We start from the raw sequence: 13,140 nt of genomic DNA on the forward strand, positions 1-13,140 counted from the left end.
ACAGCACCAGGCGGTCGCCCGAGTACTGGATGATCTGGACGAGCACGACCAGCAGGGCGACGGTGATCACCATCACCTCGGTCTGGAAGCGCTGATAGCCGAAACGGATCGCGAGGTCGCCGAGGCCGCCGCCGCCGATCACGCCGGACATCGCAGCATAGGACATCAAGGTGATCGCCGTCACGGTGATCGCCGCGATCAGCCCGGGCAGCGCCTCCGGCAGCAGCGCGCCGAAGATGATGCGGTGGGTGCGGATGCCCATCGCCTGACAGGCTTCGATGACGCCGCGATCGACCTCGCGCAGCACGTTCTCGACCAGGCGCGCGAAGAAAGGCGCAGTGCCCACCACCAGCGGCGGGATGGCGCCTTCCACACCGAGCGAGGTGCCGATCAGGATCACCGTGACCGGGATCATCACGATCAGCAGGATCAGGAAGGGCACCGAGCGCAGCACGTTGACCACGAACGACAGCACCGTATAGACGAAACCCTGCTCCAGCAGCTGGCGCTTGGCGGTGACGAACAACAGGATGCCCAGCGGCAGCCCGAGCAGGATGGTGAAGAACAGCGACACGCCGGTCATGACCAGGGTTTCCCAGGTCGCCAGCCAGATGTCGCTCCAGTCGATGACGGACAGGTCCATTACTGCAGCACCTCATGGTGGATCTGGTGGCGGTCGAGCTCGGCGAACACGCCCCGGATGTCGTCCTCGCTCCCCTCGAGCTCGAGCAGCAGCTGGCCGAAGGGCACATCCTTGATGCTCGAGACCTCGCCCTGCAGGATCGTGATCTGCACCTTCGCCCCGGCCATGATGCGGCTCAGGATCGGCTGGTAGGTCACATCGCCGATGTAGGTCAGGCGCACCAGCGTGCCACGCAGCTTGTCGCTCATGTAGGCGTGCGCGGGGTCGAAGCTTGCCGCCGCGAGCGCGTCGCTCTGCGCCACCATGCTGCGCGTGACCGGATGCTGCGGATGCAGGAAGACGTCGGCCACCCTGCCCGACTCGACGATGCGCCCGCCGTCGATCACCGCGACGCGGTCGCAGATCGTGCGGATCACCTGCATCTCGTGGGTGATCAGCACGATGGTCAGCCCCAGCTGGCGGTTGATGTCGAGCAGCAGCTTGAGGATGGACTGCGTGGTCTCGGGATCGAGCGCCGAGGTCGCCTCGTCGCACAGCAGCAGCTGGGGGCGGTTGGCCAGCGCGCGCGCGATGCCGACGCGCTGCTTCTGCCCGCCCGAGAGTTGCGACGGATACTTGTGCCCGTGCTCGGACAGGCCGACCAGCGCCAGCAACTCCTGCACCCGCGCGGCGCGCGCGGCGGCGTTGGTATGCCCGGTCGCCTTCAGCGGCCAGTCGATGTTGTCGGCGACCGTCTTGGCATTGAGCAGGTTGAAGTGCTGGAAGATCATGCCGACGCGACGGCGCAGTGCGTAGAGGCCTTCGCTGTCGAGCGTGGTGATGTCCTCGCCCTCGACCAGCACGCGCCCCGCCGAGGGGCGCTCGAGCAGATTCAGGGTGCGGATCAGCGTGCTCTTGCCGGCGCCGGATCGACCGATGATGCCGAACACCTCGCCGGCACCGATCTCGAGGTTGATGTCGGCGAGCGCCTCGACCTCGCGGCCGTCGGCGGCACGATACGTCTTGCGCAGGTTTTCGATGCGGATCACGGCGACCAGGTCCCGAACGGGAAAAAGGGTCGGGATTTTACCTGTGCACAGGATTCGGCACCATGCGTGCGCACAAGGCGCACGGCAGCTTCCTCCATGTCCGACTGCGCCGGCAGACGCCCGCCCGCAGCAGCGGGGTTGCACCGACGCAACGGCAAGCGCGCCCAAGCACTTGAGCGATGAGGTAAAATGCCGCCTTTTCCCTCGCCTGACCCGTCCATGCAGTTCGCCGGCTTCGCCTTGCGCAATAACCTTTTCGTCGCTCCCATGGCGGGCGTGACGGATCGTCCTTTCCGCCAGTTGTGCAAGAAACTGGGCGCCGGCGTGGCCGTGTCCGAGATGGTCACCTCCAACTCGCTGCTCTACGGCAGCGAGAAGACCCGCCGCCGCGCCGACCACACCGGCGAGGTCGATCCGATCTCGGTGCAGATCGCCGGCGCCGACCCGGCGATGATGGCCGAGGCCGCCCGGTACAACGCCGACAACGGCGCTCAGATCATCGACATCAACATGGGCTGCCCGGCCAAGAAGGTGTGCAACGTGATGGCCGGCTCGGCGCTGATGCAGGACGAGCCGCTGGTCGCGCGCATCCTCGAGGCGGTGGTCAAGGCCGTGCCGGATACCCCGGTCACGCTCAAGTTCCGCACCGGCTGGAACCGCGCCAACAAGAACGCACCGACGATCGCCCGCATCGCCGAAGAGTCCGGCATCCGCGCCATCGCCATCCACGGCCGCACCCGCGCCGACCAGTACATGGGCGAAGCGGAGTACGACACCATCGCCCACGTCAAGACGCTGGTGAAGATCCCGGTGATCGCCAACGGCGACATCACCAGCCCGCAGAAAGCCAAGCACGTGCTCGACTACACCGGCGCCGACGGCGTCATGATCGGCCGCGCCGCGCAGGGCCGGCCGTGGATCTTCCGCGAGATCGAGCACTACCTCGCCACCGGCGAGCTGATGCCGCCGCCGCTGGTCAGCGAGATCCATCAGGTCTGCCGCGAGCACCTCGCCGATCTGTACGGCTTCTATGGCGACGAGCGCGGCGTGAAGATCGCGCGCAAGCACATCTCCTGGTACACCAAGGGCCTGGTGGGCTCGGCGGCCTTCCGCCGCGCGATGAACCAGATTCCCGACATCCCCTCCCAGCTCGCCGCGGTGGACGAATTCTTCGGCCTGCTCGCAGAGGCCGACGCCCGCCTGAGCTACGAGACGGACCCGCAAGCCGGATGCCCGCAGGAACTCGCAGCATGACCAGCCGCAGCAACGAGATCGCGGACGCCGTCGTCCGCACGCTGGACCAGTACTTCCGCGACCTCGACGGCGAGAAGCCCGCCGCCATCCACGACATGGTGATCCGCAACGTCGAGCGCCCGATGCTGCAGTTCGTCCTCGAGCAGGCCAAGGGCAACCAGACCGTCGCAGCCGAAATGCTGGGCATCAACCGCAACACGCTGCGTCGCAAACTGACCGACTACGAACTGCTGTAAGAAAACCGGCGCTGCGGCCGTCTCGTGCCGCGCGCGTGCAATTCCTGCACTTCGTGCACCTCGCAGTCCAAGACTTTTCCGCTTCCCCTTCAAACTTGCTTCCGGTCCCACGATGAACGTCACCCAAGCCCTGATCAGTGTTTCCGACAAACGCGGCGTGCTCGATTTCGCGCGCGAACTCGCCAGCCTTGGCATCAAGCTGCTGTCGACCGGCGGCACTGCCAGCCTGCTGCGCGAAGCCGGCCTGCCGGTGACGGACGTCTCCGAACACACGGGCTTCCCCGAGATGCTCGACGGCCGCGTCAAGACCCTGCATCCGAAGGTGCACGGCGGCATCCTCGCTCGTCGTGACCTCGCCGAGCACATGGACACGATCGCCGCACACGACATCGGCCGCATCGACCTGGTGGTGGTGAACCTCTACCCCTTCCAGCAGACCGTGGCCAAGCCCGACTGCACGCTGGAAGACGCGATCGAGAACATCGACATCGGCGGCCCGACCATGGTGCGCGCCGCGGCCAAGAACCACGGCAACGAGGACGGCGGCGTCGGCATCGTCACCGACCCCGACGACTACACCGGCATCGTCGCCGAGCTCAAGTCCAACGCCGGCAAGCTCAGCCACAAGACCCGCTTCGCGCTGGCAGTGAAGGCCTTCACCCACACCGCGCGCTACGACTCGGCAATCTCCAACTACCTCACCGCGCTGGTCACCAACGAGGCCGGCGACGTGTCGCTGCAGACCTACCCCGAGCGCCTTCAGCTCGCCTTCGACAAGGTTCAGGATCTGCGCTACGGCGAGAACCCGCACCAGACCGCCGCCTTCTACCGCCAGCCCGGCGCAGCCGAGGGCGGCGTCGCCGGCTACACCCAGCTGCAGGGCAAGGAGCTGTCGTACAACAACATCGCCGACGCCGATGCGGCATGGGAATGCGTCAAGGCCTTCGACGGCCCGGCCGCGGCCTGCGTCATCGTCAAGCACGCCAACCCCTGTGGCGTGGCCCTCGGCGCCACCCCGCTGGAAGCCTACAAGAAGGCCTTCTCCACCGACCCCACCTCGGCCTTCGGCGGCATCATCGCCTTCAACGGCGAAGTCGACCGCGCCGCGGCCGAGGCCGTCTCCGCCCAGTTCCTCGAAGTGCTGATCGCGCCCGCCTACACCGCCGAAGCACTCGAGCTGCTGCGCGCCAAGCAGAACGTGCGGGTGCTCACCTGTGCACTCGGCCAGCCCGCCGGTGCCTTCGACTACAAGCGCGTGGGCGGCGGCCTGCTGGTGCAGAGCGCCGACGAAGCCCGCATCCAGATCGCCGACCTCAAGGTCGTCACCAAGCGCGCGCCGACGGAAGCCGAGCTGCGTGACATGCTGTTCGCCTGGCGCGTGGCGAAGTACGTCAAGTCGAACGCCATCGTGTATTGCAAGGACGGCATGACCATCGGCGTCGGCGCCGGTCAGATGAGCCGTGTCGACTCGGCCCGCATCGCCAAGATCAAGGCCGAGAACGCCGGCCTGCAGATTGCCGGCTGCGTGGTTGCCTCGGATGCCTTCTTCCCGTTCCGCGACGGCCTCGACGTGCTCGCCCAGGCGGGCGCCACCGCGGTGATCCAGCCCGGCGGCTCGATGCGCGACGCCGAGGTGATCGCCGCAGCCGACGAACAGAACATCGCCATGGTGTTCACCGGCTTCCGCCATTTCCGCCACTAAGCATCGTCCCCGCAGAAACACGGAGCGCCTCATGAAAGTCCTCGTCATCGGTTCCGGCGGCCGCGAACACGCGCTGGCCTGGAAGCTCGCCCACTCGCCCAAGGTCACCCGCGTGCTGGTCGCACCGGGCAACCCCGGCACCGCGCGCGAGCCCAAGCTGCAAAACGTGTCCGTCACCGCGGTGTCCGACCTGGTCGATCTCGCCCGCCACGAGCAGGTCGGGTTCACCGTGGTCGGCCCCGAGGCGCCGCTCGCGGCCGGCGTGGTCGATGCCTTCCGCGCCGCCGGCCTGCCGATCTTCGGCCCGACCAAGGCCGCCGCCCAGCTCGAAAGCTCGAAGGACTTCGCCAAGCAGTTCCTGGTCCGCCACAACATCCCGACCGCCAAGTACCGCACCTTCTCCGACGCAGCGGCCGCGCACGCCTACATCGACACCGAAGGCGCGCCGATCGTCATCAAGGCCGATGGCCTCGCCGCCGGCAAGGGCGTGGTCGTGGCCATGAGCGCCGACGAGGCGCACGCCGCGATCGACATGATGCTGCTCGACAACAGGATGGGCGATGCAGGCGCGCGCGTCGTCGTCGAGGAGTTCATGGAAGGCGAGGAAGCCAGCTTCATCGTCATGGCCGACGGCCGCCATGCGATGGCCCTCGCGACGAGCCAGGACCACAAGCGCCTGAAGGACGGCGACGAAGGCCCCAACACCGGCGGCATGGGCGCTTACTCGCCCGCCCCGGTGGTGACGCCCGACGTGCATGCGCGCGTGATGCGCGAGATCATCAACCCCACGCTGGCCGGCATGGCCGCCGACGGCCTGCCCTACACCGGCTTCCTGTATGCAGGCCTGATGATCGACGGCGAAGGCAAGCCGCGCGTGGTCGAATTCAACTGCCGCATGGGCGATCCGGAAACGCAGCCGATCATGATGCGGCTCAAGACCGACCTCGCCGACCTCGTCGAGGCAGCGATCGCGGGCAAGCTCGACCAGACCGAAGCCGAATGGGATCGCCGTTTCGCCCTCGGCGTGGTGCTCGCCGCCGCGGGCTACCCCGACAGCCCGCGCAAGGGTGACGTCATCACCGGCCTGCCCGGCGGCGAGTTGGAGGATGCACACGTCTTCCATGCCGGCACCGCCGAACAGGACGGTCAGATCCTTACCGCAGGGGGCCGCGTGCTGTGCGTCACCGCCCTCGGCGACAACGTGCGCACCGCACAGAAGCGCGCCTACGAGGTGGCTGACGGCATCAGCTTCGACGGTCGCCAGTATCGCCGCGACATCGGTCATCGCGCGCTCTCGCGCAAGAGCTGACCCCTCCGCACCGCAGACGGCGGTCGACCGCGGATGTCCGCATGCGCTGACATCCGCCACCTTCACGACTATCCTATCGCTGCGCACGCATAGGGCGCGCGCATCCCGAGTGATCAGTCATGGAGACACCGATGTCCGTCAGATTCGAGATTACGAAGAACGAAAAGGGCGAGTTCCACTTCAAGCTGCTCAGCGGCGACGGCAAGACGCTGCTGCGTAGCGAGGGTTACAACGCCAAGACGAGTTGCACGAACGGTGTCGAGTCGGTACGCAAGAACGCGGCCGACGACAAACGCTATGACCTGAAGACGGCCTCGGACGGTCGCCCCTACTTCAACCTCAAGGCGAGCAACGGCCAGGTCATCGGCACCAGCCCGATGTTCGCCGATGCTGCCGCCTGCGAAGCGGCGGTCGCCGCGACCAAGGCCGGCGCCGCCGACGCACCGGTCGATGACAAGAGCTGCTCCACGATGAATCCTGCCACCGTCAAACCCTGGTTCACCGATCTGCAACAACGCATCGTCAGCCGTCTCGAGGCCTTCGATGGCATGGCCTTCAAGGCGGACGGCTGGGAGCGACCAGGAGGCGGTGGCGGGCTCACCCGCGTCATCGAGGACGGCAACTTCTTCGAACGCGGCGGCGTCAATTTCTCGCACGTGATGGGCGACGGCATGCCGGCGTCCGCCACCGCGCACCGCCCGGAACTCGCCGGCCGGCGGTTCGAGGCCATGGGCGTGTCCCTGGTGCTGCACCCGCGCAACCCCTATTGCCCGACGGTGCACATGAACGTGCGCTGCTTCGTCGCGATTGCCGAAGGCAAGCCGCCCGTATGGTGGTTCGGCGGCGGCATGGACCTGACGCCCTACTACCCGTTCGAAGAGGATGTGCGCCACTTCCACGCCACCTGCAAGGCCGCCGTAGTGCCGTTCGGCGGCGAAGCGGAATATGCGCGCCTGAAGGACTGGTGCGACCGCTACTTCTTCCTCAAGCACCGCAACGAGCCGCGCGGCGTCGGCGGGCTGTTCTTCGACGATCTCGGTGCCGACGGCAAGACGGACTACGGCACTGCCTTCGGCCTGACGCAGTCGGTGGGTAACGCCTTTCTCGACGCCTATCTGCCGATCATCGAACGCCGCCGGGACACCCCCTACGGCGAACGCGAACGCGACTTCCAGGCCTACCGGCGCGGGCGCTACGTCGAGTTCAACCTCGTGTTCGACCGTGGCACGCTGTTCGGCCTGCAGTCGGGCGGGCGCACCGAGTCGATCCTGATGTCGATGCCGCCGATCGTGAAGTGGCGCTACGACTGGCACCCCGAGCCCGGTTCGCCCGAAGCCCGGCTCTACGACGAATACCTGAAGCCACGCGACTGGGCCTGAGGCCTCGACTCGAACCCGGGCGCTGTCGCCTCGAGCGCGCGCGCCGCGACAGGCGCGCCCGCCCGAGCAAAACTCGGCTGTTTTACGCCGGCAGCAGTGCCACCGCGGTCTTCTGCTTGCCGGCCACCATTTCGGCCGCCGCACGATACTGCCCCTGGGCTGCGTCGGTGCGCTCCAGCTTCTCCAGCAGATGGGCAAGCGCAAGGTGGGCGTCGACCGTCGCCCCATGCTGGACCGAGGCCTCCAGGTAGCTCTGCGCCTTGCCCCAGAGTTGCGCGTTCAGGCAGAGCTGACCCAGCGCATACAGCAGGCCGGCATCGCGCGACTGCTGCGGCAGCCAACTCTCGGCCTTCTGCAGACAGGCGCGCACATCGCCTTCGGTCGCCGCACAGTACGCGTACTGGCGCGCCAGCCCCGAGTCCCAGCGCTCGTCGAGCAGGCGCTCGACCTGTTTGCGGGCAAGCTCACCCCGCCCGACCGCAGCAAGCAGCGGCAACACGCGCTCGATCAGCCCCCGGTCCTGCAGCTCAACGGAAGGGATGTCTTTCCAGTACGCGGCCAGCGCATCACCGTCGCCCGCCAGCTCGCGCATGCGTTCGACATGACCGCGGCGCAACATGGGCGCGGCCTGCTCGTCGGTCAATGCCTTGTGCTTGCGCAGTTGGCGCACCGTCTGCACCAGCTCCTCCCATCGACCCAGGGCCGAGGCCACCTGCGCCTCCAGACGCAGCATGGCGATGTGACGATTTCCGCCCGCGCGCAGCGTGGCCAGCTTGGCCGCGGCCTCGTCGAACCGGCGGGCCTCGATGGCGAGTTCGGCCTCGGTCATCAGCCGCGCCACCTCACCCTGCGCACCGTGCTCGGCCGCATGTCCGAGCCATTCCCGGTACCGCGGTTCGTCCTGCAACGCATGTGCCGCACGGGCCGCGATCAGTGCGGCCATCGACGAGCCCTCGCCCGTCTCGTAAGCGCGCGAAGCCGATTTCAGCGACTGCGAGAAGCGCCCTTCGAACAGCGCATTGATCGAATCGTTCAACGCACGACCAGCCCGTGCGCGACGGCGGCGTTCCCGCCATTGCGCCACCCGACCGGGCAGCTGCAGGGTGCGGCTGATGATGCGGATCAGCGCATATGCGAGCGCAAACCCCACGACGACAATGACGACGAGCAGGTTGAGCGACAACTGCACGCGCCATGGCGGCGCCACCAGCAGCACGTAGCCATCGTTGAGCCCGGCTACCATGGCCACGCCGACGGCCAGGGCGAAAATGCCGATCAGCCAGATCAGGGTACGCATCGTGACCCCCTCAACGCGCTGGCGCGCGATTTGCGCCGGCAGGGATTTGTTCCGTCGCGGGCACGCTCGGCTCGGCACGCGGAATCGCCGGCTGAAGCGGGCGCTCCGGACGCACCTGCATGGTCCGCAGCGCAGCAAAACTCTCGGTCAGCGTCGGCAGCTCGGTGCGAATCGAAACCAACTCGAGCTCCCGCAATTCCTGCAGCGCCATCTGCACGCGCTCATCACGACGGTCGAAGAAGCGCTCGATCCACACCCTGGCCTGAGCCAGGTCGGCGGAATAGGTGCGCCCATCCCGCGCAAGCAATGCAAGGCGGGCCGTGAGCAGGCGGATCTTCAGGTTCTCGCGCAGGAAAGTGTTCTGCGCCGGCGCCAGCAGCACCGGATCGTCCTGATCCAGCCGCTCCATGCGCACCAGCCCGCGAACCTCGTGCCACACGTCGCCAATCAGCTCGCGCGCATAGCCGAGCGCCTTCGTCGTCCACGCATCGGTCGTCGCGTCAACCTGAGCCTTCGCTGCCGGCGTCTCGGCCACCGTCGCCGAGAGCTGGCCTTCGAATGCGAGCGGCATGGCATCTGCGCGTTCCAGCAGCCGCTCAAGCCGCAGGCCAAGCCCGGGCACATCGATGACCGGCTGCAGCTTCAGCGTCTCGATGTCGCGCGCAAGCGCCCGCCGCAAGCTCGCGTACTGTCCGCGGTCATGCGCCGCAAGACGTGCATCCGCCTGCTGCAGGGCAATCAGGGCGGCCTCGAGGTTACCCGCCAGTTGCAATTGCTGGGCTGCGAGCGCAACGGCCTGCTCGACTTCCGCCACCACGCTGTCCTCGCGCGAACGCGAGAACTCCTGATACATCGCTTCCAGCGCCGAAGCCTGACCTTCGGTCGCCTCCACCTTTGCCTCCAGCGCGCCGAGCTTGCCCTGCATCGAGGCGATGGTCTCCTGCTGCTGGCGCACGATGCCCCGCGCCTCGGTGGCAACGCTCTCGCCTTCGGCAAGCCGGCTGGCAAGCGTCTCGCGCAACTGCACCGCCTGTTCGTGGGTATCGCGTGCCTGCCAGGCAGCCCATGCCGCGGCGCAACAGGCTAGCAGCGCAACAAGCAAAGCCCACCAGGCCACGGTCTGGCGTGTCGGCGCGGAAGGCGCGGCGTTCCCGGTCGATCGTTCGGGCATGTCATCGTCCTTGCGGGAAGCTTGGGCCGCGCCCGGCGGCTGAGTCAGTGCGGGGGTTTCGTCGTTCATGGCCAGAGTTTAACCAAAGTGCCTCGTCAATGCCTGCAGCAGTCCTTCGTCACCGGCCGGCGTCTCGATGACCACGGCGAAGCCTGCCTCACGTGCTTCCGCGGCGATGCGCGCATGGGACGCAAACACTGGCACCGCCTGCAGCGCACGCAAGTCCTCGGCACCGAACATGCTGCACAGATTGCGTACGCCCTCGCTGCTGGTGAGCAACAAGCCGTCGAGTTTGCCGTGTGCGGCAGGCTGCAGCAGGATCGCGGGGTCGAGCTTCGGGCAGTAGCGCCGGTAACAGGTGACATATTCCACGTGCGCGCCGCGTTCGCGCAAGGTGTCGCGAATCAGGTCGCGTCCACCATCGCCACGGAAGATCAGCACCTTGCGGCCACGGATCGCCCCGGCGGAAAACTCGGGCAAGGCCAGCACCGATTCGCTGTCGAAACCGTCCTGCGGCACCACCGGGTCGCGAAAGCCGCGTTCCAGCAGCACCCGCTCGCTCCCCTTGCCCACCGTCGCCACGCGCAAGCCGGCAGGCCAGGCCCGACGTGCAAGGACGAACTCGAGCGCATGGTGTATCGCATTGGGGCTGACGAAGAAGGCCAGGTCGAACTCGTCCAGGCGCGGCACGATCGCCTCGAGCTGCGCGGGATCGGGTGCCGGTGCAATGGCCAGCACCGGAAAGCGGATCGCCGTTCCGCCCGCCGCCTCGATGCGGCGGCACAGGCTGCCGGCCTGTTCCAGCGGCCGTGTCACGGCCAGCGTGCGCCCTGCGAGGGGGAGGGACTCGCCGTGGGCGGCCGCCTGGTTATCGATGTGCATGCCGGATGCGAACGCGCCGCTCAGCCGAGGTCGGCGAGGATCGCCTCTGCCCCCTGCGCCCGCAGGTCTTCAGCCAGCGCTCGGCCCAGGGCCTCGGCCTCGGCCGGCGAGCCCTCGCGTTCAGCGCGCACGATCTCGCTGCCATCCGGTCTGGCCACGAAGCCGCGCAACCAGACCTTGCCCTCGCGGATCAGCGCATAGGCACCGAGCGGCACCTCGCAGCTGCCGGCAAGCGCGCGCGCCACGGCGCGTTCGGCCAGCACACAGGCGGTGGTGTCGGCGTGGACCAAGGGCTGGAGCCAGCCGATCACGTCCTTGCGCGCGGCCAGGCACTCGATGCCGAGCGCGCCCTGCCCGGCTGCCGGCAGCGACACTTCGGCCGGCATCACCGAGCGAATGCGTTCGCCCAGGCCCAGACGGGTCAAACCCGCAGCAGCGAGGATGATGGCGTCGTACTGGCCTTCGTCGAGCTTGCGCAGGCGGGTATCGAGGTTGCCGCGCAGGCTGGTCACGCCGAGGAAGGGATACTGGGCATGGATCTGGGATTCGCGGCGCAGCGAGGAGGTGCCCACCACCGCTCCCGGCGGCATGTCGGCGAGGCTCTCGTAGCGGCTGGAGACGAAAGCGTCGAGCGGTACCTCGCGCTCGGTGATGCAGGGCAGCACGAAATCCTCGCCCATCACCATCGGCACGTCCTTCATCGAATGCACGGCGATGTCGGCACGGCCGTCGAGCAGTGCGGTCTCGAGCTCCTTGACGAACAGCCCCTTGCCACCCACCTTTGCCAGCGGCCGGTCGAGGATCTGGTCGCCACGGGTGGTCATGCCGAGCAGCTCGACGCGGCAGCCGGGATACAATCCCTCGAGGCGAGCCTTGATGTGCTCGGCCTGCCAGAGGGCGAGGCGGCTTTCACGGGTGGCGATGACGATGCGCTCGGGGTTCGCTTGGCTCACGATTGGGATCACTCAAGTACAGGATTCGACCATGCCGGGGAGGCTCGACTTTCGCCGCACCGCAGCATCAGGGTTCGCACCAATGGTGCGCAGGATGGCCGCGATTCTAGCATGCGTGCCGATCGCACTTTCGGCGGCGCCGCCGGCCCTGCCCAAGGCAAGCGACCTCGCACGCGATGCGGCAACCATGCGCAGCGAGCGCATGCCGATGGTGGTGCTGTACAGCCAGGCCGGCTGCAGTTATTGCGAAACGGCGCGCAGTTACCTCATGCCGATGTCGGCTCCCGAGGCCCAGGGCCGGCGTGCCCTGTTCCGCCAGATCGACATCGACTCGGATGCCGCGCTGGTGGATTTCTCGGGCACCCGGTCAACGCACCGGGCCGTGGCAAGGACGCAGAAGGCACGCTTCACGCCGACCGTCCGCGTGTTCGACGCCGACGGCCGCGCCGTGGGTGACGATATCGTCGGCATGCGGCTCGAGGATTTCTACGGCCAGTATGTCGAGAACGCGATCGACGAGGCGCGCAGCCGCATGGGCGCCACCGACTGAATATTCCGCCAGGTCCCCGATGGGCGCCTGCGGCCCACCAACCTCACTGCCCCATTCGAGATGACCCAGGACAAAGACGCGCCGCTGCGCGAAGACATCCGCCTGCTCGGGCGCCTGCTCGGCGACACCGTGCGCGACCAGCAGGGCGCCGCCGCCTTCGAGCTGATCGAGCGCATCCGCCAGAACTCCGTGCGTTTCCGCCGCGACGACGACATCGCCGCGCGGCGCGAACTCGAGGACATGCTCGATGCGCTGTCGCGCGACCAGACCATCCAGGTCGTGCGCGCCTTCAGCTACTTCTCGCACCTGGCCAACATCGCCGAGGACCAGCACCACATCCGCCGCTCGCGCGCGCACCTGATCGCGGGCTCCGCCCCGCGCGAAGGCAGCCTCGCCCATGCGCTCGAGGCGGCGCTCGCCAGCGGCACGACCGACGCCGCCGGGCTGGTCGAGTTCTTCGACACCGCCCGCGTCTCGCCGGTGCTCACCGCCCACCCCACCGAGGTGCAGCGCAAGAGCATCCTCAACTGCGAGACGGTGATCGCCCGCCTGCTCGACGAGCGCGACCGCATGCAGCTCACCCCGGAGGAATCCGAGGCCAACCTCGAGGCGCTGCGCCGCGCGGTGCTCACGCTGTGGCAGACGCGCATCCTGCGCACGGCCAAGCTGTCGGTGATCGACGAGGTCAACAACGGCCTGTCCTACTTCGACACCACCTTCCTGCGCGAGCTGCCGC

13 protein-coding genes and 1 pseudogene are annotated in these 13,140 nt (G+C 67.7%); 8 read left to right on the top strand and 6 right to left on the bottom strand.

Annotated features, from left to right (window positions below):
• The coding region (locus tag RBT54_RS17095) for a methionine ABC transporter permease (protein ID WP_320368228.1) at positions 1-643 on the bottom strand (643 nt) is incomplete at its 3' end.
• Positions 643-1,671, bottom strand: coding sequence for a methionine ABC transporter ATP-binding protein (locus RBT54_RS17100; RefSeq protein ID WP_320368229.1), 1,029 nt, complete (start codon positions 1,669-1,671; stop codon positions 643-645). The genes RBT54_RS17095 and RBT54_RS17100, both read right to left, overlap by 1 nt.
• A 219-nt stretch (positions 1,672-1,890) precedes the next feature.
• Here RBT54_RS17100 and dusB point away from each other — a divergent pair, with 219 nt between their 5' ends.
• The 6 genes and pseudogenes from dusB to hemF all read left to right on the top strand — a co-directional run bounded on the left by dusB (position 1,891) and on the right by hemF (position 7,551).
• Positions 1,891-2,925 carry a tRNA dihydrouridine synthase DusB gene (dusB, locus tag RBT54_RS17105; RefSeq protein ID WP_320368230.1) on the top strand — a complete coding sequence of 345 codons (1,035 nt, stop codon included), beginning with the start codon at positions 1,891-1,893 and terminating at the stop codon, positions 2,923-2,925.
• Positions 2,922-3,161 carry a helix-turn-helix domain-containing protein gene (locus tag RBT54_RS17110; RefSeq protein WP_004262710.1) on the top strand — a complete coding sequence of 80 codons (240 nt, stop codon included), beginning with the start codon at positions 2,922-2,924 and terminating at the stop codon, positions 3,159-3,161. The genes dusB and RBT54_RS17110 overlap by 4 nt, the downstream gene beginning before the upstream one ends.
• Before the next feature lie 112 nt (positions 3,162-3,273).
• The gene (purH, locus tag RBT54_RS17115) at positions 3,274-4,863 is read left to right on the top strand and encodes a bifunctional phosphoribosylaminoimidazolecarboxamide formyltransferase/IMP cyclohydrolase (RefSeq protein ID WP_048705805.1); all 1,590 of its coding nucleotides are present in this window, start codon (positions 3,274-3,276) and stop codon (positions 4,861-4,863) included.
• A gap of 31 nt (positions 4,864-4,894) precedes the next feature.
• Positions 4,895-6,172, top strand: a complete 1,278-nt coding sequence (gene purD / locus RBT54_RS17120) for a phosphoribosylamine--glycine ligase (protein WP_320368231.1) — start codon at positions 4,895-4,897, stop codon at positions 6,170-6,172.
• Positions 6,173-6,303: 131 nt separating this feature from the next.
• Positions 6,304-6,615 (top strand): annotated as a pseudogene (locus tag RBT54_RS17125) (YegP family protein); the annotation flags it as partial.
• 27 nt (positions 6,616-6,642) lie between these two features.
• Positions 6,643-7,551 (top strand): oxygen-dependent coproporphyrinogen oxidase, encoded by a 909-nt coding sequence (gene hemF / locus RBT54_RS17130; RefSeq protein ID WP_048705812.1) that lies wholly within the window; start codon positions 6,643-6,645, stop codon positions 7,549-7,551.
• An 82-nt stretch (positions 7,552-7,633) separates the two neighbouring features.
• Here hemF and RBT54_RS17135 read toward each other — a convergent pair whose 3' ends face one another.
• The 4 genes from RBT54_RS17135 to hemC all read right to left on the bottom strand — a co-directional run bounded on the left by RBT54_RS17135 (position 7,634) and on the right by hemC (position 11,854).
• A complete protein-coding gene (locus RBT54_RS17135) occupies positions 7,634-8,848 on the bottom strand; it encodes a heme biosynthesis HemY N-terminal domain-containing protein (RefSeq protein ID WP_320368232.1) in 1,215 nt (404 codons plus the stop codon).
• 10 nt (positions 8,849-8,858) lie between these two features.
• Positions 8,859-9,773, bottom strand: a complete 915-nt coding sequence (locus RBT54_RS17140) for a uroporphyrinogen-III C-methyltransferase (RefSeq protein WP_320368233.1) — start codon at positions 9,771-9,773, stop codon at positions 8,859-8,861.
• Between the two features lie 324 nt (positions 9,774-10,097).
• Positions 10,098-10,901 (bottom strand): uroporphyrinogen-III synthase, encoded by an 804-nt coding sequence (locus RBT54_RS17145; protein WP_320368234.1) that lies wholly within the window; start codon positions 10,899-10,901, stop codon positions 10,098-10,100.
• Positions 10,902-10,921: 20 nt separating this feature from the next.
• Entirely contained in the window at positions 10,922-11,854 is a 933-nt protein-coding gene (gene hemC, locus RBT54_RS17150) for a hydroxymethylbilane synthase (RefSeq protein ID WP_320368235.1), read from the bottom strand.
• Positions 11,855-11,948: 94 nt separating this feature from the next.
• Between hemC and RBT54_RS17155 the strand changes: the two genes are divergently transcribed.
• Both RBT54_RS17155 and RBT54_RS17160 read left to right on the top strand, forming a co-directional pair.
• Complete coding sequence (locus tag RBT54_RS17155) at positions 11,949-12,404, top strand: thioredoxin fold domain-containing protein (protein ID WP_320368236.1); 456 nt, start codon at positions 11,949-11,951, stop codon at positions 12,402-12,404.
• Positions 12,405-12,464: 60 nt separating this feature from the next.
• Positions 12,465-13,140, top strand: a 676-nt coding sequence (locus tag RBT54_RS17160) for a phosphoenolpyruvate carboxylase (RefSeq protein WP_320368237.1), incomplete at its 3' end; no start/stop codon positions are given.

It is taken from the genome of Thauera sp., from assembly GCF_034003485.1.
Taxonomy (GTDB): domain Bacteria; phylum Pseudomonadota; class Gammaproteobacteria; order Burkholderiales; family Rhodocyclaceae; genus Thauera.